At 72.8% G+C, this 20558-nt stretch carries 18 protein-coding genes, 1 tRNA gene and 1 pseudogene; 13 read left to right on the top strand and 7 right to left on the bottom strand.

What is annotated here, in order from left to right:
* Positions 1–25: 25 nt before the first annotated feature.
* Positions 26–928 carry a ketopantoate reductase family protein gene (locus tag C466_RS06925; RefSeq protein WP_004598157.1) on the top strand — a complete coding sequence of 301 codons (903 nt, stop codon included), beginning with the start codon at positions 26–28 and terminating at the stop codon, positions 926–928.
* Between the two features lie 53 nt (positions 929–981).
* Here the strand turns inward: C466_RS06925 and C466_RS06920 are convergent, their stop codons facing one another.
* On the bottom strand, positions 982–1203 hold the full coding sequence (locus C466_RS06920; RefSeq protein WP_004598156.1) for a DUF7556 family protein: 222 nt from the start codon (positions 1201–1203) through the stop codon (positions 982–984).
* A 297-nt stretch (positions 1204–1500) separates the two neighbouring features.
* Between C466_RS06920 and C466_RS06915 the strand changes: the two genes are divergently transcribed.
* From C466_RS06915 to C466_RS06905, 3 genes are read left to right on the top strand one after another with little or no spacing between them, the layout of a single operon-like run.
* The gene (locus C466_RS06915) at positions 1501–2349 is read left to right on the top strand and encodes a CBS domain-containing protein (protein ID WP_004598155.1); all 849 of its coding nucleotides are present in this window, start codon (positions 1501–1503) and stop codon (positions 2347–2349) included.
* Entirely contained in the window at positions 2350–4140 is a 1791-nt protein-coding gene (gene glyS, locus C466_RS06910; RefSeq protein WP_004598154.1) for a glycine--tRNA ligase, read from the top strand.
* A 3-nt stretch (positions 4141–4143) separates the two neighbouring features.
* Positions 4144–4767 (top strand): hypothetical protein, encoded by a 624-nt coding sequence (locus C466_RS06905; RefSeq protein WP_004598153.1) that lies wholly within the window; start codon positions 4144–4146, stop codon positions 4765–4767.
* A gap of 70 nt (positions 4768–4837) precedes the next feature.
* Here C466_RS06905 and C466_RS06900 read toward each other — a convergent pair.
* A tRNA-Ser gene (locus C466_RS06900) sits at positions 4838–4922 on the bottom strand.
* Between the two features lie 130 nt (positions 4923–5052).
* Between C466_RS06900 and C466_RS06895 the strand changes: the two genes are divergently transcribed.
* Entirely contained in the window at positions 5053–6015 is a 963-nt protein-coding gene (locus C466_RS06895) for an AAA family ATPase (RefSeq protein WP_004598152.1), read from the top strand.
* Between the two features lie 27 nt (positions 6016–6042).
* On the opposite strand, the gene pyrE is transcribed toward C466_RS06895, so the two are convergent.
* Positions 6043–6591, bottom strand: coding sequence for an orotate phosphoribosyltransferase (pyrE, locus tag C466_RS06890; protein ID WP_004598151.1), 549 nt, complete (start codon positions 6589–6591; stop codon positions 6043–6045).
* 62 nt (positions 6592–6653) lie between these two features.
* Positions 6654–9935 (bottom strand): PAS domain-containing protein, encoded by a 3282-nt coding sequence (locus C466_RS06885; protein ID WP_004599620.1) that lies wholly within the window; start codon positions 9933–9935, stop codon positions 6654–6656.
* Between the two features lie 275 nt (positions 9936–10210).
* Here C466_RS06885 and gatB point away from each other — a divergent pair, with 275 nt between their 5' ends.
* The 8 genes from gatB (at position 10211) to C466_RS16765 (ending at position 17571) form a co-directional block, all read left to right on the top strand.
* On the top strand, positions 10211–11698 hold the full coding sequence (gene gatB, locus C466_RS06880) for an Asp-tRNA(Asn)/Glu-tRNA(Gln) amidotransferase subunit GatB (protein WP_004598149.1): 1488 nt from the start codon (positions 10211–10213) through the stop codon (positions 11696–11698).
* A gap of 638 nt (positions 11699–12336) precedes the next feature.
* Positions 12337–12651, top strand: coding sequence for a hypothetical protein (locus C466_RS06875; RefSeq protein WP_004598148.1), 315 nt, complete (start codon positions 12337–12339; stop codon positions 12649–12651).
* 52 nt (positions 12652–12703) lie between these two features.
* Positions 12704–12925, top strand: a complete 222-nt coding sequence (gene samp2 / locus C466_RS06870) for a ubiquitin-like small modifier protein SAMP2 (RefSeq protein WP_004598147.1) — start codon at positions 12704–12706, stop codon at positions 12923–12925.
* Positions 12922–13458 carry a GNAT family N-acetyltransferase gene (locus tag C466_RS06865; RefSeq protein ID WP_004598146.1) on the top strand — a complete coding sequence of 179 codons (537 nt, stop codon included), beginning with the start codon at positions 12922–12924 and terminating at the stop codon, positions 13456–13458. Before samp2 ends, C466_RS06865 begins: the two co-directional genes overlap by 4 nt.
* 79 nt (positions 13459–13537) lie before the next feature.
* Entirely contained in the window at positions 13538–13987 is a 450-nt protein-coding gene (locus tag C466_RS06860) for a hypothetical protein (protein WP_004599619.1), read from the top strand.
* A gap of 153 nt (positions 13988–14140) precedes the next feature.
* Positions 14141–14932: a 23S rRNA (uridine(2552)-2'-O)-methyltransferase gene (locus C466_RS06855; RefSeq protein WP_004598144.1), complete on the top strand. Its 792-nt coding sequence runs from the start codon at positions 14141–14143 to the stop codon at positions 14930–14932.
* A 109-nt stretch (positions 14933–15041) separates the two neighbouring features.
* Positions 15042–15875 (top strand): HAMP domain-containing protein, encoded by an 834-nt coding sequence (locus C466_RS17135; protein WP_004599618.1) that lies wholly within the window; start codon positions 15042–15044, stop codon positions 15873–15875.
* Positions 15769–17571: an extracellular solute-binding protein gene (locus tag C466_RS16765; RefSeq protein WP_321163788.1), complete on the top strand. Its 1803-nt coding sequence runs from the start codon at positions 15769–15771 to the stop codon at positions 17569–17571. The genes C466_RS17135 and C466_RS16765 overlap by 107 nt, the downstream gene beginning before the upstream one ends.
* 36 nt (positions 17572–17607) lie before the next feature.
* Here the strand turns inward: C466_RS16765 and C466_RS06840 are convergent, their stop codons facing one another.
* From C466_RS06840 to C466_RS06830, 3 genes and pseudogenes are all read right to left on the bottom strand, one after another.
* On the bottom strand, positions 17608–18237 hold the full coding sequence (locus C466_RS06840; RefSeq protein ID WP_004598141.1) for a dihydrofolate reductase: 630 nt from the start codon (positions 18235–18237) through the stop codon (positions 17608–17610).
* A gap of 99 nt (positions 18238–18336) precedes the next feature.
* Positions 18337–19395 carry an alanine dehydrogenase gene (locus tag C466_RS06835; protein WP_004598140.1) on the bottom strand — a complete coding sequence of 353 codons (1059 nt, stop codon included), beginning with the start codon at positions 19393–19395 and terminating at the stop codon, positions 18337–18339.
* A gap of 20 nt (positions 19396–19415) precedes the next feature.
* Positions 19416–20528, bottom strand: a pseudogene (locus tag C466_RS06830) (glycerate kinase type-2 family protein); the annotation flags it as partial.
* Between the last annotated feature and the right edge of the window lie 30 nt (positions 20529–20558).

Here is a 20558-nt window from a genome sequence, read left to right as displayed (position 1 = left end):
TTCGGTCGACGCGCGTGGTATTCCCATGGAGGTGCTCGTCTACGGCGCCGGCGCGCTCGGGAGCCTCGTGGGCGGGCTGCTGGCGCGCGACCACGACGTGACGCTCGTCGGGCGCGACCCGCACATGCGGACGATCCGGGAGGACGGGCTCCGGATCGACGGCGAAGTGGACGTCCGCGTCACGCCGCGCGCGCTCACCGACGGGACGCACCGCGCCGCCGACCTCGCCGTGGTCACGACGAAGGCGTACGACACCGACGCGGCCGCCCGCGCGCTCGCGACCGGCGAGTACGAGGCGGTCTGCTCGCTCCAGAACGGGCTCACCGAGGAGCGGCTGGTCGCCGCGCTCGACGCGACGGTGCTCGCCGGGACCGCGAGCTACGGGGCCCGGTTCGCGGAGCCGGGCCGGGTCACCTGTACCGGCGTCGGCGAGGTGGCCGTCGGGGCGCTCTCGGGCGGCGCGAGCCCGGCGGCCGCGCGGGTCGGGGCAGCCTTCGACGCGGCCGGTATCGAGACGGTCGTCGCCGAGGACATGCCGGCGCGCCGCTTCGAGAAGCTCGCGGTCAACGCCGGGATCAACGGCCCCTCGGCGCTGGCGCGGACCGAGAACGGACCGACACTCGACGGGCCCGCCGGCGGCGTCGCCCGCGCGGCCGCCCGCGAGACGGCCCGCGTCGCCCGAGCGGCCGGGGTCGACCTCGTCGACGACCGCGCGGTCGCCGCCGTCGAGCGCGTCGCCGCCGACACCGCCGCCAACCGGTCGTCGATGTACGAGGACGTCGCGAACGGACGCCGCACCGAGGTCGACGCCGTCTACGGCGCGGTCGTCGACCGGGCGGACCGCCACGGGGTCTCGACGCCGACCTGCCGAACTATCGGGTCGCTGCTCCGCGGCTGGGAGGCGGCGCGCGGGCTCCGTCCGGAGTAACGTCGAACCGCGAAACGGATCCGGGGCGGGCGGCGTTCGAGGCCGCTACGCGCTCAACACCACTCCTCGAGGACGGTCGCGTCGGTCTCGTCGACCGACACCCACGCGTCCTCCCGCGAGACGTCCGCGATGACGAGCTCCGGCCGCGACGACGAGGAGTCGATGGACGCCATCACGTCCGGCGCGTCGGCGGCGTCGAGCGCCGGATCCGTCGGCAGCGCCGTCCGGCGACGGTCGGGGTCCGGCTCGTCCCATGGGGTGGAACTCCGTGACATGGTTGTGAATAGTTCACAGTACGTATAAGAGTTGCGAACCGGACCGACGTCGACCGTCGGATCGGAGATTCCGGGGACTGTCCGCCGGCGCATCTCCCGAAAAACCGTCGCTCGGCCGACGATGTGCCCGAACGTGTCGAGTTTCTCATCGGCTCGCGTCCCCTCGCGGTACGCCGGCGGACGGCACCGGTTGCCGCCGATCCGTCGTCGCTCCGCCGCCGTTCCGACGCCGCGGGTCAGTGGTCCGGCTCCGCACACCTTCGCAGTATACAAGAGGTGGCACGCTGAAAGGCGGGCATGAACGTCGCAGACGCCATGACGCCCCGCTCGGAGCTCGTCGTCGTCGAGATTCCCGGGAGCCGGAACGACGTGCTGGAGTACATTCAAGAACACGGGTTCTCGTCGGTCCCGGTCGTGAAAGACGCCGGCGGCGAGGAGGTGTACCGCGGGCTCGTCACGCGCGACGACCTGATCGACCAGCCGGACGAGGACCAGCTCGCGCTGCTGATGCGCGAGGTCCCGACGGCCGGGGCCGACGACGACATCGTCGACGCCGCCCGGACGATGGTCGCGGAGGGGTCGCGCCGGCTCCCCGTGGTCGACGGCGACGAGCTGGTCGGTATCCTCACCGTCACCGACGTGGTCCGGGCCATCGCCCGCGGCGAGGTCGACGGCGAGACGCAGGTGGGGGAGCTCGCCACGCGCGAGGTCAACGCGACCCACGCGGGGACGCCGCTGCCGGTCGCCGAGCGCGAGATCGCGCTCTCCGGCGTCCCGTACGCGGTCGTCCTCGACGACGAGGCCGCGGTCGCGGGGATGCTCACCGAGGTCGACATCCTCGAGGTCGCCCGCGTCGTCGAGGGCGAGGCGAGCACGGGCGACTCGATCGCCGAGCAGGACTCCGAGTGGTCCTGGGAGGGGATCAAGGCGACCGGCGCGCGCTACCTCCCGACCCGGAACGTCGAGATCCCCGCCGAGGCGGTCCGCCACTTCATGACCGAGGAACTGATCACGGTCAACGCCACGCGGACGGCAAAAGAGGTCGCCCAGGAGCTCATCAGCAACGACATCGAGCAGGTCCCGCTCGTCTCGGGCACCGACCTCGACGGCATCGTCCGCGACGTGGACCTGCTGGAGGGGCTGTAGATGGCCGCGGACGCGCTCGCCGAACTCGCGAAGCGTCGCGGGTTCTTCTTCGGCTCGAACGGCGCGTACGGCGGCACCGCCGGCTTCTACACGTTTGGCCCGCAGGGGGCCGCCCTCAAGCGGAACGTCGAGGACGCGTGGCGCGACCGGTTCACCATCCGCGAGGGGAACCGCGAGATCGAGGCGCCGACGGTGATGCCGGAGGCGGTCTTCGAGGCGTCCGGCCACCTGGAGGGGTTCGACGACATGCTCGTCGAGTGCCCCGAGTGCGGCGAGTCCCACCGCGCCGACCACCTCGTCGAGGACGCCACGGACGTTGAGGACGCCGAGGCGCTGCCCGGCGAGGAGGTCGCCGAGCTGATCGCCGAGGAGGGGATCGCCTGCCCCGCGTGCGGCACCGAGCTCGCCGGCCAGCCGGTCGAGGCGTTCAACCTCATGTTCGCGACCGACATCGGCCCGGGCGACGCCCAGCCGGGGTACCTCCGCCCGGAGACCGCACAGGGCATCTTCGTGGAGTTCCCGCGACTGAAGGAGTACGCCCGGGGGAACCTCCCGTTCGGGATCACCCAGATCGGTCCCGCCTACCGCAACGAGATCTCGCCGCGCGGCGGGCTGCTCCGCCTCCGCGAGTTCACGCAGGCCGAGCTGGAGCAGTTCATCGATCCCGAAGAGGACGAGCCGCCGCTCGACCGCGTGCGCGACGTCGAGGTCCGCCTGTACCCCGCGACCGAGCAGGAGGCCGACGACGGCGACTACCTCGACACGACGGTCGGCGAGGCGGTCGACGAGGGCGTCATCGGCTCCCCGTGGGTCGGCTACTACCTCGGCGTCGCCCAGGAGTGGTACGAGCGCGTCGGCGTCGACCTCGACCGCTTCCGCTTCCGCCAGCACCTCGCCGGCGAGCGCGCCCACTACGCGGCCGACTGCTGGGACGCCGAGAGCGAGGTCGGCGGCGACTGGATCGAGATCGCCGGCTTCGCGTACCGCGGCGACTACGACCTCTCGAAGCACGACGAGTACGGCGACGACGCGTTCACGGTGTTCAAGCGCTACGACGAGCCGAAGACGGTCGAACGCGCGACCGTCGACCCCGACATGTCCGTGCTGGGGCCGGAGTTCGGCGGCGACGCCGCCGCGGTCGCCGAGGCGCTCGAAACGCTCGCAGAGCGCGACCCCGACTCGTTCGACGGCGAGACGGTGGCGGTCGACGTGAACGGGAAGACGCGCGAGGTCGACGCCGACGTCGCGAACTTCTCGGTCGAGGAGGTGACCGAGAGCGGCGAGCACATCACGCCCCACGTCGTCGAGCCGTCGTTCGGCGTCGGCCGCACCGTTCAGACGCTGCTCGCGCACGCGTACAGCGAGGACGAGGTCGACGGCGAGGAGCGCACCTACCTCTCCTTAGAACCCGCGGTCGCGCCGCAGGACGCCGCCGTCTTCCCGCTGGTGACGAACGACGACCGGCTGACCGCGCTGGCCGACGAGGTCGCGGCCGACCTGCGGGCCGCGGGGCTCGCGGTCGCGTACGACGACTCCGGCTCGATCGGGCGCCGCTACCGCCGGCAGGACGAGGTCGGCACGCCGTTCTGCGTCACGGTCGACCGCGACGGCATCGAGGGCGACGGCCCGGACACCGTGACGCTCCGCGAACGCGACTCCGCGGCGCAGGTCCGGGTCCCGGTCGCGGACTTGGCCGACGAGCTGACCGCGCTGCGCGAGGGCGAGCCGTTCGCGTCGGTCGCCGACCGGTACGACGCGGTCGACACCGACGTCGAGACCGCGGGGAACTGAGGGGTGACGCTCCCGGCCGCGGCGTGGCGCGAGCGCGTGGAGTTCGAGCGGCGGCTAGTCCACGCGAGCGGCACCCTCTACCCGGTCCCGTACCTGTTGGGCTGGATCTCTTGGGAGACGACCGGGCGGCTGATGATCCTCAGCGTCGCGGTCGCGGGGCTCCTCGAAGCGCTGCGGCTCTCCGGCTCCGCCGGCCCGCTCGACCCGCTGTACGACGCGCTCGTCCGCGACTACGAGGCCGACGGTGTCGCGGGCTACGCGCTGTATCAGGTCGGGATGGCCGCGGCCGCGCTCGCGTTCGCGCCGGTGTTCGCCGTGCCCGCGATGTGGATGCTCTCGGTCGGCGACCCGATAAGCGGCGGCCTCGGCGAGAACGCGGCGACGGAGCCGAAGCGGCTCTCAGTGGTGGCGGCGATGGTGTTCGTCTGCTTCGGGATCGCCGTCCCGTACGCGATCCCCGAGTTCGGCCCCGACCCGGGCGTGATCGTCGCGCTCGCCGGCGCGATCCCCGCGGCGATCGCGGACGGGCTCCCGCCGCTGATCTATGGCGTCGCCGTCGACGACAACCTCACCATCCCGCCGGCGGCCGCCGGCGGGATGTTCCTCGCGGCGGCGCTGATCGCGTAGCGGCGTCGCTCGGGGCAGTTCGTTCTCGGCGGCGACGGTGCCGCCGCTCGCCGGGCGGGACTGAGAGAAGCGCCGAGGCGGAGATTTGAACTCCGGTGTCCGAATGGACAGTAGATTTCGAATCTACCGCCTTGGCCAGGCTAGGCTACCTCGGCTCACTCCGACGTTGGCCGGTTCCGCTGTTATGCGTTTCGATCGCCGTCGCGGCGCGGCACCGCGATTCCTCCTCGGGTACTCCGCCCTCCCGCCGACAACGCTTTTCGGCCCGGCTCCCGTGCGGTCGGTATGGACGTCCCCGAAGCGGCCGACGCCTGCTCCCGCGTCGTCGACGAGGTCGGCGGCGCGGTCGTCGCCGACCGCGAGTTCCTTGACCGCGTCACGCTCGGCATCCTCGCCCGCGGCCACGTCCTCCTGGAGGACGTGCCCGGCACCGGCAAGACCCTCTCGGCGCGCTCGTTCGCGACCGCGCTCGGCCTGGAGTTCTCGCGGATCCAGTTCACCCCGGACCTCCTGCCCGCCGACGTCACCGGCACCAACGTGTTCGACGAGCGCGACGGCTCCTTCTCGTTTTCCCCGGGGCCGATCTTCGCGAACGTCGTCCTCGCCGACGAGATCAACCGCGCGCCGCCGAAGACGCAGGCCGCGCTGCTGGAGGCGATGGAGGAGGGCCAGGTGACCGTCGACGGCGAGACCCACGAGCTACCGAGCCCGTTCTACGTGATCGCGACGCAGAACCCGGTCGAGAGCGAGGGCGCGTTCCCGCTGCCGGAGGCGCAGCTCGACCGGTTCACGATCAAGACGTCGATCGGCTACCCCGACGAGGACGGCGAGCTCGAGCTGCTCCGCCGGCGCGCCGGGCGCGTCGAGCAGTCGCCGACGGTCGACCGCGTGCTCGACCCCGACGCCGTGGCCGCGCTGCGGGAGGTGCCCGAGTCCGTGCGGGTCGACGACGACCTGCTGCGCTACGCGGCGGCGCTCGCGCGGGCGACCCGCGAGGACCGCCGCGTCGAGGCCGGCGTCTCCCCGCGCGGCACCCAGCGGCTCTTCGAGACCGCCCGCGCGGCGGCCCTCCTCGCCGGCCGCGAGTTCGTCACGCCCGACGACGTGAAGCGCGTCGCGGAGCCGACGCTCGCGCACCGGCTCGTGTTGACGCCGGACGCGGCGGTCAACGACGTCGACGAGCGCGACGTGATCGCCGACGTGCTCGACCGGGTCGCGGTGCCGACGGTGGAGGCGCCGGAAGCGTGAGGTCGGTTTAAAAGGGGAAGCCGCGGACTACTCCGCGTCGCGCTCGTCGAGCAGCTCCGTCGCCGTGAGCAGCGACTCCAGCTCGACGTCGTGGTCGGCGAGACGCTCCGCGGCGCCCTCCTCGCGGTCGACGACGACGAGCACGCGGTCCACGGTCGCGCCCGCCTCGCGGAGCGCCTCGACCGCGTCGACCGCGGACTGCCCCGTCGTGGCGATGTCCTCGATCACGACGACCTCCTCGCCGTCGTCGAGCCGGCCTTCGATCCGGTTGCCCGTGCCGTACTCCTTCGCCTGCTTGCGGGCGATGACGTACGGCCGACCCAGCTCCGCAGCCGTCACGGCCACCAGGGGGACGGCTCCGAGGGCGACCCCCGCCAGCTTCGCGTCCGTGTCCGCGAGGCGGTCGGCGAACGCCTCGCTCACGAGGCGGAGCGCGTCCGGGTCGGTCTCGAAGAGGTACTTGTCGACGTAGTAGTCGCTCGTGCCGCCGTGCGACAGCTCGAACTCGCCGAACCGGACGGCGTCGGCGGCGGTGAGCGCGGCGATCAGCTCGCGTCGTCGGTCGTCGTCGGTCATACGCGGAGGAGGGCCGCGCCCGACAATAAACGGGTCGGAAGCGCGCGAACGCCGCGGGTCGGCTACCGCTCCGACTCGCCGTCGAACCCCGACCCGCCCCGCTCAGTCGCCGGGAGGACGAGCGTCACCGTCGTCCCCCCGCCGTCGAGCCCGTCGTCGAACCGGATCTCGCCGCCGTACGCCTCAACGACCCAGGCGGCGATCCACAGCCCGACGCCGGTGTTGTGCTGGAGCTGCGTCACCTCGCGGGTCCCCGTGATCACCTCCTGCACCGCGGTCGGGATCCCCGGGCCGTCGTCGGCGACGCGCACCGCCACGACCCCGTTGTCCGGGTCGCGCTCGGCGGTCACCGCGACGCGCGGGGCGTCCCCGCCGTGTTCGACGGCGTTCTCCACGAGGTGGTCGACCGCGATCGAGAGTCGGTCGTCGCCCCGCACCGCGATCCCCGCCGGCACGTCGGCGGTGATCCGCGCGTCGGGACGGCCGGTCGAGTGGCGCGTGACGACCTCCTCGACGACCGCGCCCACGTCGATCGGCTCGGGATCGGCCGCGTACCCCTCCTCGACGACCCGCCGGAGGGTGGCCGCCCCCTCCGCGACGCCGCTCAGTCGCTTGCCCGTGGCCTCGATCCGCTCCGCGAACTCGCGGATCCGGTCGTCGTCGGTCCGGTCGGCGATCTCGCCGGCGAAGCCGAACACGACGTTCAGCTCGTTGCGCAGGTTGTGTCTGAGGATCCGGTTGACGATCCGCACGTACCGCTCGCGGCGCTTCCGGTCGGTGATGTCGGTGTAGATGCCGAACGCCCGGCGGGTCCCCTCGGTCTCGTAGCTGAACCCGCGGAAGAGGAACTCGCGCGGTCCGTCGACGGTCCGCCGGCGGACCTCTTCGGTCGCGAACCCGCGTTCGCGGACCAGCGAGTCGAGGTCCGCCGCCCCGACCCCGCCGCGCCCCTCGCGGTCGCCGAGCCGGTCGTCGTGGATGTCCAACGCGTCGATCGTCCGGCCGCGGAGCGTCGTCTCGTCCACGCCGAACTGCGCCTCGAACGCGGGGTTGGCCCCGTCGATGACCGTCTCCTCCGGTTCGAGGACGACCTCGATCACCGGGTCCGGGATCCGGTCGAACAGCCGCCGGAAGCGGTCGCGCTCGGCCGACAGCTCGGTCCGCGTCCGGCGGAGGTCGGTCGTGTCAGACAGCGACCCGACGACGCCGGCGCCGTGGTCGGACAGCCGCGACAGCCGCAGTTCGCCGTGTCGCGACCGACGATCGCCGTCGCGGTCGGCGGTCAGGTCGACCGTCCGGGTCGGCTCCGGCGCCCCGCCGGCCTCGGTCGCCGCGTCGGTGAGCGCCGCGACCGCGTCGGCGACCCGCGGCGCGTCGGCCTCGTCGACGAGCGCATCGAGCGGCCTTCCGGCGACGTCGCCGAGGTCGTCGGCGCCGATCCACGAGACGAACGGCCCGGTGGCGTAGGTGACGGCGCCGTCGCCGTCGAGCACGCACACCATGTCGTCGACGTTCTTGAGCGCGTCCTCGTAGGTCCGGAGCCGGCGGCGGCGGTCGGCGGCGTCCATCGCCGCGACCGCGTTCGCGGCCAGCAGTTCGAGGACCGAAACGTCGCTCTCGTCGAAGGCGTCCGGGTCGACGGCGCCGACGATGAACACGCCGTGGTCGCCGAGCGGGACCGCCGCGACGGAACGCATCCCGTGGTACGGCCGGTCGTCCCCGGCCGCCGAGATGTCCTCCTCCACCCGGGGCTCCCCCCGCTCGAACACCCGGCCGGTGAACCCCTCGCCCGGGCGGCGCGGCCCGCGGCTGTCCGCGAACTGTTCGCCGAGGCCGTCGCTCGTGGCGACCAGCCGCAGCCGGTCGTCGTCGGGGTCGTACAGCCGCACGCCGCTGATCTCGTGGCCGAGGATCTCGTCCGCGGCCCCGATCAGCCGGTCGGCGACCGCCTCCCTGCTGTCGGTCCGCTGGAGCGCTTCGACGGTCCCGAGGAGCCGTTCGAGGACCCGTTCGCGCCGCTTTCGCTCCGTCGCGTCCGCGAAGAACACGGAGAGCCCGTCGGGCGAGGGGTACGCCGTCACCTCCGTCCACAGGTCCAGCGGCTCGTAGTAGCTCTCGAAGGAGACGGACTCCTGCGTCTCCATCGCCCGCCGGTAGTTCGTCTCGTACTCCTCGCCGATCGCTGCCGGGAACTCCGCCCAGACGTCGGCGCCGAGCAGCTCGTCGGGCTGGCGGTCGAGCAGCGCCGCCGCCTTCTCGTTGACGTAGGTGAACCGCCAGTCGTCGTCGAGCGCGAAGAACGCGTCGTCGATCCGTTCGAGCGTCTCCTCGAACCGCTCGACCGCCGCCTCGCGTTCCTCGCGGGCGATCTCCCGCTCGATCGCGCGGCCCAGCCAGTCGGCGAGCAGCTCGACGAACAGCCGCTCCGACTCGTCGAACGGGCGGTCGCGGCGCTCCGGGTCGAGGAAACAGAGGCTCCCGAACACCGCGTCGTCGACGACGACGCTGCCGCCGACGTAGCTGCCGAACCCGAACCGCTCGTACGCCGGGTCGTCGGCCAGCCCCGCGGCCTCGGGGTCCGTGAACGCGACCACGTCGTCGCCGCGCACCGTCTGCTGGCAGTAGGTCAGCTCCAGCGGGATCGACCGGTCCGCGTCGGGGTTGTTCTCGAGGAGCGCGTCCAGCATCCCCGTCCCGTCGCTGTACTGTCGGATCTCGAGCCGGTCGCCGTCGACGTGCGAGGAGTAGCCGATCGACAGCCCGAGCCGGTCGCGCCCCAGTTCGAGCAGCGCGTCGAGCTTCTCGTCGAGGTCGGTCGCCCGGTCCGAGACGATCCGGATGAACGGTTCGAGGACCGACGCCGCCTCGGCGCCGGATTCGAGCGCGCGCTCCCGCCCGTCGCCCGCCTCGCCTGCTCCCGCTCGCTCGGCCAGCCTGTCCGCGAGCGTCTCGCCGTCGGCCGCGAGCCGCCGCCCGGAGACGTACTCGACCCCGAGCCGGCTCGCGTCGATCGCGGCGTCGGGGGCGTCGTCGACCGTGTACGCGAGTATCGTCGCGTCCGGGTAGCGGTCGCAGAGGGCACGGAGACCGTCGGTCGCGACCGCTCCGTCGCCGGCAGCGAGGTCGGCGTTCGCGCGACCCGAACCGCTCTGTCCCGACGCGCCGCCGTCGTCCCCGTCCTCCCGGAGTCGAACGACGAGCCGCTCCGGACCACCGTCGGAGTCCGACTCCCCGGTGGCGCCGCTCCCGCCGTCGCTCGCTCGGCGGACGCGCGTCGGCTCGGGGAGCTCTCCCCACGGGTCGTCCACCGGATCGCCGACGTGAAGCGTCGGCTCAGCTGGCATCGGCGGCGAGACGGCTCCGCAGTGGTCGCCCGAGGCTCGAGGGGTCCTCAGCGCTCATTCACCTTGCGCGCCTCCCGTCTCGCGCGGCCAACGGCTGTCAGTCGGGCGACTCGAACTCGCCCGAGAGGGTCGTCGGTTCATTCGTTGCGCGAGGTAGGATCGGCCCCCTCATAATCGTTCGCTCCGGACTTTCGGATCTGCGAGCGTCGTTCGATGTCGCCTCGGCGCTCGTCGTCCCGACACGATTTAGGCGGCCCGCTCACAACTGGCGGGTAATGAGTACGCAGGCCGCGACGGCGGACCGGACAGTCGTGATCGGGCTGGAGGTCCACGTCCAGCTCGAGACCGACACGAAGATCTTCTGCGGCTGCTCGACGGAGCCCGCCGAGGACGAGGCGCCGAACACGCGCACCTGCCCGACCTGTCTCGGGCTGCCGGGCGCGCTCCCGGTCCTCAACGAGGGCGCGGTCGAGGCCGCGGTGAAGATCGGGAAGGCGATCGACGCCGACATCCCCGAGACCACCACGTTCCACCGGAAGAACTACTACTACCCCGACCTCCCGAAGAACTTCCAGCTCACCCAGTACGACGCGCCGATCTGCCAGTCGGGCAAGCTGGAGGTCCGCGTCGACGGCGACCCCCGCACGATCGGGATCACCCGCGCACACCTCGAGGAGGACCCCGGGAGCCTCCAGCACGCCGGCGGCTCGATCGAGTCGGCGACCCACACCCTCGTCAACTACAACCGCGCGGGCACGCCCCTCATGGAGATCGTCACGGAGCCGGACTTCCGCTCGCCGGCCGAGACGCGCGCGTTCCTCGCGAAGCTGGAGGAGGTCCTCGAATACCTCGGCGTCTTCGACCCCGGCCGCGACGGGAGCCTGCGGGTCGACGCCAACGTCTCGCTCGTCCCCGCCGAGCACGTCGCCGACGACGGGACGATCGACGGCGACGCGCTCGACGACGTGAACCGCGCCGAGGTGAAGAACATCTCCAGCCACAAGGGCGCGGAGCAGGCGCTCGCGTACGAGGTCACCAGACAGGAGAACGTCCTGCGTCGCGGCCGCGAGATCGAACAGGAGACGCGTCACTGGGACGAGGACCGCGGCGTCACCGTCGGGATGCGGTCGAAGGAGGCGGAGAAAGACTACCGCTACTTCCGCGAGGGCGACCTCCCCGCCTTGGAGGTGGCCGACTGGAAGGAGCAGATCGCGATCCCGGAGCTGCCCGACGCCCGCCGCGAGCGCTTCCGCGAGGAGTACGGACTGGACCGTGAGGCGGCCTCGAAGCTCACCTCCACGAAGGCGGTCGCGGACTTCTTCGAGGACGTGGCGAGCGAGTTCGACCCCGACCTGGCCGCGACGTGGGTCGCGGACAACCTCCTCGGCGAGCTCAACTACCGCGAGATGGAGATAACCGACGTCGAGGGCCGGCTCGATGAGTTCACGCGCCTGATCGAGCTGGTCGCCGCCGACGAGTTAACCGTGAAGAACGCCGAGGAGATCGTCCTCCGCGAGATGCTCGACGAGGGCGACGACCCCGAGACGGTCATCGAGCGCGAGGCGCTCGGGAAGGCCGAGAGCGGCGAGGTCGAGGCCGCGGTCGAGGCCGCCATCGACGAGAATCCCGACGCCGTCGCCGACTACCACGACGGCGACGAGGGCGCGATCAACTTCCTCGTCGGCCAGGTGATGCAGGCGACCGGCGGCAGCGCCGACCCCGGACAGGTGAACGGGCTGCTCCGCGAGGAGCTGGACGGCTGAGACGGTCGGCAATCGAGCGGTTTTGCGAAGAGACGAATCAGGTCGGTGGCAGCGAGGCGATATTTAAACATCCGCCAGCAGCGGCGATGTTCGCTTATAAATGGCAGTGCGGTCGGCGCGTGCCTGCGAGCGGCCGGAGCGAAGCGGAGGCCGCGAGGAGCACGCGCGAGGGACGCGGTGAGCGCTCGAAGAGCGCAAACCGCGAGGCTGGGGAGGCGTGAGGTTACGGTCCCGTGAGCGACCGGAGGGAGCGAACGGGAGTACGGAAGTCGCAGCCCGCGCAGCGAGCGGAGCGAGCGAGCAGGACCGTCTTCCGGTGGTGCTGTGCGGGCGGGTGGGACTCGAAGGGGCAGTCGCCGGCGGCGGAGCCGCCGGCTGCCCGTGGCGCGTAGCGCCACGCTGCCGCGAGGGCGACGGCGCGCAGCGAGCGCACCGAGCCCTCGCGGCTGGGGCTTTGGAGGTGTTCACCGTCGATCTCCGGTCAATTATTTATAAGCGAGCGGCTGGGGCTTCCGTGGTGTTCGCCGCGGCCTCGTCGTTCGGTTATAAATAGCCGCCAGCGATCTCACTCGGTCGATCCGATTCACCTGCGTCAACGATCAGCCGACTTTTATCCTAATCTCACGGTATACCCGCGTATGGCCCTCGCTTCCACCCTCCTGTCCGCCGTCCCGATCGCCCTGCTCCTCCTGCTCGCGTGGGCGATCCGGTATCGCGGGAAGGTCGGCCTGATCGCGGGCTACGACGGCGACCTCTCGCCCGAGCGCGAGGCGGAACTCGCCCGCGACGCGGCCCGGGTCCTCGTCGTCGCCGCGGCCGCGACGAGCCTCCTCATCGTCGACGCGTGGACCGGCTCGGTCCCCCGGCCCGACGTGCTGGTGACGGTCGCGATCGTCGTCGCAGTCACGTGGTTCCTTTACAAGTGGAACGTCCGCGAGCCGGCCGACGACTGAGCCGAGGCGTCGAAACCGTGCGATTGACGCCCGCCCGCCCGCTACCCCGTCCATGGACGTGACCGTCGAGGTCGTCGGGGAGGGCGCCGAGGAGTACAGCCTCGCCGCCGACGCGACGTACGACGACCTGATCCGCGCCGCGGGCTACCACCCGCAGGAGGCGTCGGCGCTGGTCGACGGCTCGCCGGTCCCGGGCGACCGCGTCGTCGACGCCGAGACGGTGCGGGTCCTGCGGCTGATAAAGGGCGGAACGGGCACGGGCGACTCGCCGTGACGGTCGACGGGAACCTCCCCGACCCGCCCGCGGACGTGACCGTCGAGCCCGCGGCCCCCGACGACCGCCTCGACGTCCTCCGAATCCTCGACGCCGCGATGTTGGAGACCGACGCGGACGCGGTCGACGACCGGACCGCGGCCGGCGACGCCCTCGTCGCGCGCTCGGCGCGGACCGACGGGGTCGTCGGCGCGCTGGTCGCCGTGCGTCCCGCCCCCGACCGCCTCCGCGTCGACGCCGTCGCGGTCAGGCGCGCGCGGCGCGGCCGAGGCATCGGCTCCGCGCTCGTCGCCGCCGCGGTCGACCTCGGCGAGTCGGACCCCGCGGTCGAAGCGGTCACCGCGACGTTCGACGCCGACCTGCGGGCGTTCTACGAGGACCTCGGGTTCGCGGTCCGGCCGGCGGGGGCGGCGAGCGACCCCGCGGACGGCGGGGCGGACGACGCCGGTGACGGGCGCGCGGGCGCCCCCGCCGACGGGAGTCCGGAGCGCCTCGAAGGACGGGTGTCGGTGCCCGGTCGCGAGCCGCCGTGAACCGGGCGCAAGCGGCGCGTCCGACTCGCGGCTGACTGAGCTTTTTCAGTGTGGTACGTGTACGCATGTCTCCCCACAGATGATGCCCTCAGCGTCCGGCTCGCTCGACCCCGGCAGCATCGACGTCGAGGCGGTGGACTCGATCGACGGTCCCCCGCCCCGATCGACCGCGTCCGCAGACGACCGCTCGAACGCCGACGATCGGCCCGCCGCGGACCGACGCGTCCGTGACGACGTCCCCGCGGCCGAGCGCGACCTCCCGGAGGAACGCGTCCGGCTGCTCGCGGACGAAGTCGCATCGCTCGAGGCGGAGGTGGCGGCGCTCGAAGCGGAAGTCGAGTCGAAGGAGCGGCAGCGCCAACAGGTGATCGACAACTACGAGTCGATCGTTGCGGCTCAGCGGACGTCCGACCGCTCGTCGGAGCCGACCCCCGACGCGTCGGCGTCGACCGGCAGATGGCGACCCTTCGCCGCGCTCGCGTCTCGCGTCGGGCGGGTCGCGGCGTGGCTCCGGGGACGGCGCGAGTAGGCGTCCGACGCCCGCATCTCGCGGACCGACCCGCGCCGAGCGGTCGACGCGCGCATTCGACGTTCATTTCCCGGTCGCCCCCGTCGTTGCGGGTATGAGCGCGAATTCGCCCGCGATCTCGGCGGTCCCCTCCCGGACCGCGGTGATCGAGGCATGAGCGGGAAGGACGACTACTACAACCGGTCCAAACAGCAGGGGTACCGCGCCCGGTCCGCCTACAAGCTGAAACAGATAGCCGAGGAGGCGGACCTGCTCGCCCCCGGCGACACCGTCGTCGACCTGGGCGCCGCCCCCGGCGGGTGGCTTCAGGTCGCCGCCGAGGAGGTGGGAGAGAGCGGCACCGTCGTCGGCGTCGACCTCCAGCGCATCGACGAACTCGACGAGCACGACGTCGAGACGATTCGCGGCGACATGACCGAGGAGCGCACCCGCCACTACCTGCGCGAGGCGGTCGGCGAGGGGGGCGCGGACGCGGTCCTCTCGGACATGGCGCCGAACATGACCGGCGAGTACAACCTCGACCACGCCCGGTCGGTCCACCTCGCGCGGCAGGCGCTCGACGCCGCCGACGAACTGCTCGCGCCCGGCGGCGACTTCGTCGTGAAGGTGTTCCAGGGCGAGGACCTCGACGCCTTCCGCGACGACGTGGCGGACTCCTTCCAGTACGTCCGGACCGTCTCGCCGCCGGCCTCGCGGGACGCCTCCTCGGAGGTGTACCTCGTCGCGAAGGGGTACACGACCTCGCCGGTCGCCGAGGGCGACCGCGTCGAGGTGACGATCGAGGAGGAGGGCGACGAGGGCGACGGTATCGCCTACGTCGAGGGGTACACGCTGTTCGTCGACGGCGACGTCGGCGAGACCCTCGCGGTCGAGGTCACCGACGTCAAGCCGCGGTTCGGGTTCGCGGAACCGGTCGACGAGGGCGGGCCGACAGCGTCGAACTGAGCCGCCACGGTCTGGCGGCCGCGGCGCCGACCGGGACCCGGGAGCGCCGCTATCACCCGGGATAATTCGACTCTGATTCTTATATACCCCCGTGGGCGAGTGGCGACAAATGAACGGCGACGACGCGAGCGACGGGTCCGGTCTGGGCCCCGGCGACGCGGACGGCTCGGCGGCAGCGACGGACAGGGACCGTTCGGCGGCATCGACGGACGCGGACGCGACCACCGACGGCGGGGTCGCGTCCGGCGAGAGGGCGGTCGCCTCCGGCGCCGCCGCGGGCGACGACGTTCCGGTCTCGGCGTTCCGCGAGGCCGCGGAGCGGCTCGCCGACGGCGACCTCGGGGCGCGGTTCCCGACCGAGGACGCGGACGGTGAGGCGGCGGCGCTCGCGGCGACGCTCAACGAGTTCGTCGACGGGGTCGCCGAGACGGTGTCCGCCGTCGACGGCTTCGGCGACGAGGTGGCGGGCGCGACCGAGCACGTCCGGTCGAACGTCGACCGGGTGAAGGCGCAGAGCGACGAGGTGTACGCCGCGGTCGACGACATCGAGGCGGCCGCGACCCGCCAGCGCGACGACATCGCGGCCGCGACGAGCGAGCTCCAGACCGTCTCGGCCGCCACCGAGGAGGTCGCGGCCTCCGCGGACGAGGTGGCCGAGACCGCGGCCGGCGTCGCCGAGCGGACCGCCGAGGGGACCGACGCCGCGACCGCCGCCATCGAGGAGCTCCGCGTCGTCGACGAGCGGACGGAGGAGGCCCTCGACCGCGTCAAGACGCTGGAGTCGGAGGTCGCGGCGATCGAGGACGTCACCGACCTGATCCAGGACNGAGACGAACATCCTCGCGCTCAACGCCTCGATCGAGGCGGCCCGCGCGGGCGAGGCCGGCGCCGGCTTCGAGGTGGTCGCCGAGGAGGTCAAGGGCCTCGCGGAGGAGGCGCGTGACGCGACCAGCGAGATCGAGTCGTCGATCCGGTCGGTGCGCGCGGAGACGGACGCGACCGTCGACGAGATGGCCGAGATGCGCGAGCGCGCCGACGAGGGGATAACCACCGCGGAGGCGGCGCTGGAGGCGTTCACCGACCTCGCCGCCGACGTCGAGGAGACGACGAGCGGCGTCGAGGAGATCCGCGACGCCACCGACGACCAGGCGACCTCGATCGAGGCGGTGGTCGACGCGGTCGAGTCGGTCGGCGACCTCGCCGAGGAGACGGCCGCGGACGCGGGCGACGCCACCGCCGTCGCGCACGCCCAGAAGACCTCGCTGGCGGAGGTGGCCGCCGGGGCCTCGACGCTCTCCGACCGGACCGGCACCCTGGACGACGCGCTCGACGCCTACGACGCGGACGGCGCCGCGGCCGACGACGCGGTCGTCCTCGACTTCTGGCACGCGTTCGGCGGGCGCAAGGCGCGGCTCCTCGACGAGTTCGCGGCCGAGTTCGCGGCCGAGGCCGACGGGGTCGCGGTCCGGCCCTCCTCGAAGGGGAGCTACCGCGGCGTGTTCGAGGCGACGCTCGCGGCGGCGGACAGGGGTGACCCGCCCGCGATCGCCCACCTCTACGAGATCGGCACCCAGCGCGCGCTCGACAGCGGGGCGTTCACGCCGGTCGAGCGCCTCCTCGACGCCGATTCGGGTGGTGTCGCCGGCACTGACGCCGCGGCCGGCCCGGCCGCCGCTTTCTCGCCCGACGACCTGCTCGACCCGGTCGCCAACTACTACCGGACCGACGGGGTGCTCCACTCGATGCCGTTCAACGCGTCGACGCCCGTGTTGTACTACGACCGCGCGGCGTTCGAGCGCGCCGGGCTGGATCCCGACGACCCGCCGGAGACGTTCGACGAGGTCCGCCGCTGCGCCGAGCGGCTGGTCGAGCGCGGCGCGACCGAGACGGGGATCACGTTCGCGACGTACTCGTGGTTCGTCGAGCAGTGGTTCGCCGAGGCCGGCGAGCCGCTCGTCGACGCCGACAACGGGCGGGGCGGCACGCCGACCGAGAGCCGGTTCGACGGGCCGGTCGGCGAGCGGGTCTACCGCTGGATCGCCGACATGGCGGCCGACGGCCTCTACCACGACCCCGGTATCGAGGCTCGCGGGCAGGCCCGCGAGGCGTTCCACGAGGGGCGCGCCGGGATGCTGATCGGCTCCACCTCCTCGATGGTCGGCGTGCGCGAGGGCGCCTCCTTCCCGGTCGGCGTCGGCTACTTCCCGGTCCCCGACGAGCGGCACGGCGTCGTCGTCGGCGGCGGGTCGCTGTGGGTCGCGGACGGCGCGTCGCCCGCCGAGCAGCGCGCCGCCGCGGCGTTCCTCGGTTGGCTCGCGGCGCCGGAGCGGCAGGCGCGCTGGCACCGCGAGACCGGCTACTTCCCGGTCCACGAGGGGGCGGTCGACCGGCTCGACCGCGACGGGTGGTTCGACGAGAACCCCGGCTACCGCACCGCGATAAACCAGCTGCTCGACGCCGAGGACGCCGTCGCCACGACCGGCGCCCGGATCGGCCCGTTCGACACGGTCCGGACGCTCGTCGCGGAGGCGTCCGTCGACGCCCGCGAGCACGGGGTCGAGTCCGCGGTCGAGCGGCTCGCGGACAGCACCGCCTTACAGCTCGAACGCTACGCCGAGGAGCGCGTCGACGGGTCGTAACCTCGACTATCGGTTCCCTGTCGGGGGCAGAGCCGCTCAGCGCTCCCGACGCGCCCACTCGCGCAGCGTGAACCGGTCGTACGGCGTCTCCGCCGCGATCTCCCACTCCCCTTCGTCCCACTCGGGGTAGCGCGTGTCGCCCTCGTAGGCGCCGTCGACGTGACTGAGGGCCATCGCGTCGAGGTGCGGTTGGAACAGGTCGTAGATCGCCCCGCCGCCGAGGACGTAGACGTGGTCGTCGGTCCCTCCGGCGGTGTCGCCCCCGCCGGCGCCCGCCGACTCCTCGGGTATCGGGTCCGCCTCGGCGGCGACTCGGTCCGCCTCGGCGGCGGCCCGGTCCGCGTCGGCGCCCGCTTCGGCGTCCGCCGTCGCGCCGGCGGCCGCCCCGACGAGGTCGCGGGCCAGCTCGAGCGCCTCCTCGACGCCGCTCGCGACGACCGCGGTCGGGGCGTCCACCGCCTCGACGCTCCGGCTCACGACGATCTGCCGGCTCCCCGGGAGGTCGTCGCGCATCGAGTCGAAGGTTCGGCGACCGAGGATTACCGGCGAGCCCGCGACGCGCTCGCGATACTGCCGCACGTCCGCCTCGATGTGGGGCCACGGCACCTCGCCGTCCCTCCCGATCACCCGGTTCTCCGCGAGCGCGGCGACGCTGACGAGTCTCACGGGTCGGATACGGGACGGACGGGCAAAAGCGACGCGTCGAGTCGGGGGTCGAGGCCGGACGGGCGAGCGGACACAGCCGCCGCGACCCGACGGGAGGCCTCAGCCGTCGAGGCCGAGCAGGTCGAACGGGTAGCCGTTGTCCAGCTCGTCGGCGCGCTCGTAGACGACGCGGGCGGCCGCCACGTCCTGGATCGCGAGCCCAGTCGAGTCGAAGACGCTGACGCCGCGCACGCCCTCTGCGTCCGCCGCCGTGCCGGGCGTGCCGGGGCGACCCGCGCGGCGGCCGACGACGATCTCGCCGATCTCGCCGTAGATGTCGTCGTCGGTGAGCGTCCCCGCTGCGTAGGGGACGTTGATCTCGCCGGAGTGGGTGCACTGCTCGTGGTCGTCGATGACGACGGTGGCGTCCGAGAGGAGGTCGTCCGCGAGCTCGTGTTTGCCCTCGGCGTCCGCGCCCATCGCGTTGATATGGGTGTGCTCGCCCACGTCCTCGGGGCCGACGATCGGGGTCTCGACGGGGGTCACCGTCGAGAGCACGTCGCAGTGGCCGGCCTCGGCGACCGAGCCCGCGCGCACGTCGAACCGGCCCTCGAAGGCGTCGACGAAGTCGGCGACGCGCTCCTCGTCGAGGTCGCTGATCACGACCTCCTCGATGTCGCGGACCGCCGCGATCGCCTCAAGTTGGGTGTACGACTGGACGCCGGCGCCGACGATCCCCAGGCTCGTCGCGTCCGGGACGGCGAGGTGGTCGGTCGCGACCGCGGCGGCCGCGCCGGTGCGTTTCATCGTCAGCGTCGTGCCGTCGAGGACCGCCAGTGGGAACGCCGTCTCGGGGTCGGAGTAGATCATCGTCCCCATCACGGTCGGGAGGTCGTGGTCGGCGGGGTTGTCGGTGTGGACGTTCACCCACTTGATCCCGGCGGCGTCCCATCCGTCGCCGGTCTCGGTCTCCTCGGCGACGTCCTCCTCGCGCACGTCGAGGTAGGCGGGCATCGACCGGAAGTCGCCGTTGTACTCGGGGAGGTCGATGTACGACTTCGCCGGCATCTTGGCGTCGCCGCGCTCGTAGGCCGTGAACGCGCCGCGTACCGCGTCGATCACGCGGTCTATCTCGGCGTTCTCGTCGACGTCGTCCGCGTTGAGGAGCAGCGTCTGCATGTCGCAGAATTTGCCGGTCGTCACTTAGTCTCTTCCGAACTCGCGTCGGGGTCCCCCGAGCGCACACCGCGGCCCTCCGAACGGGCGTCGCCTCCGTCGGAGCGCGCGTCGCCCCCGGCGACCACGATCGCCCGGAGATCGTTGACGTTCGTCCCGGTCGGCCCGGTCCGGAGCAGCGCGCCCGCCCCGTCGAGCGCCGGGTACGCGTCGTGCGCGGCGAGCGCGTCCGCGGCCGTCTCGCGGTCCAGCGGACGCTCGGCGCCGCCGCCCCCGTCGGCGTCGTCCCCCACGAGGCGGTCGTCGACCAGCGCGCCCGCGGCGTCGGTGGCGCCGTCGATCCCGTCGGTGTCGACGCTCGCGACGGCAACGCCCTCCCCGTCGTCGCCCGCCGCGTCGAGCTCGACCGCGGCCGACAGCGCGAACTCCTGATTCGGACCGCCCTCTCCGGGGTCCTCTCCGAGCGTCACCGTCACCTCGCCGGCCGAGAGGAGGACCGCGGGCGGCTCGGCCGGCTCGCCGCTCGCGCGGCACTCCTCGGCGACCGCCGCGTGCGTCTTCGCGGCCTCCAGCGCCTCGCCGCGGCCCCGCGAGGAGAGCACCAGCGGCTCGTACCCTCGCTCCGCGGCGACCTCGCGGGCGGCGTCGAGGGCCGTGCGCGCGCTCGCGACGACCCGAAAGTCGACGCCGTCGAACGCGGGATCGCCCGGCTTCGGCGTCTCCGCGGCCTCGCCCGCGGCGCCGCGTTCGAGCCGGTCGGCGACGGCCGTCGGCGCGTCGATCCCGTATCGGTCGAGGACGCCGAGCGCGTCCGCGTAGGTCGTCGGGTCGGGCGAGACGGGGCCGCTCGCGATCACGGCCGGGTCGTCGCCGGTCACGTCGCTTACCGCGAGGCCGAGGACGTCGGCGGGGCCGGCCGCCCGCGCGAGCCGTCCGCCCTTCACCGCCGAGCAGTGTTTGCGGACCGCGTTGATCTCCGCGATGGTCGCGCCGCTCGCCAGCAGCGCGTCGGTCGTCTCGCGGAGGTCACCGAGGTCGATTCCCTCGGCGGGTGCGGCCAAGAGCGCGCTGCCGCCGCCGGTGAGCAGGGCGAGGACGAGGTCGGACTCGCCGGCGTCGGCCGCGACCTCGCGCACCCCTGTCTCTTATACACATCTCTGAGCGGG

The organism is Halorubrum distributum JCM 10118, from assembly GCF_000337335.1.
GTDB lineage: Archaea > Halobacteriota > Halobacteria > Halobacteriales > Haloferacaceae > Halorubrum > Halorubrum distributum.
Note: the sequence above shows the minus strand (reverse complement) of the source record. Positions and strands in the feature narration are given on the sequence as shown.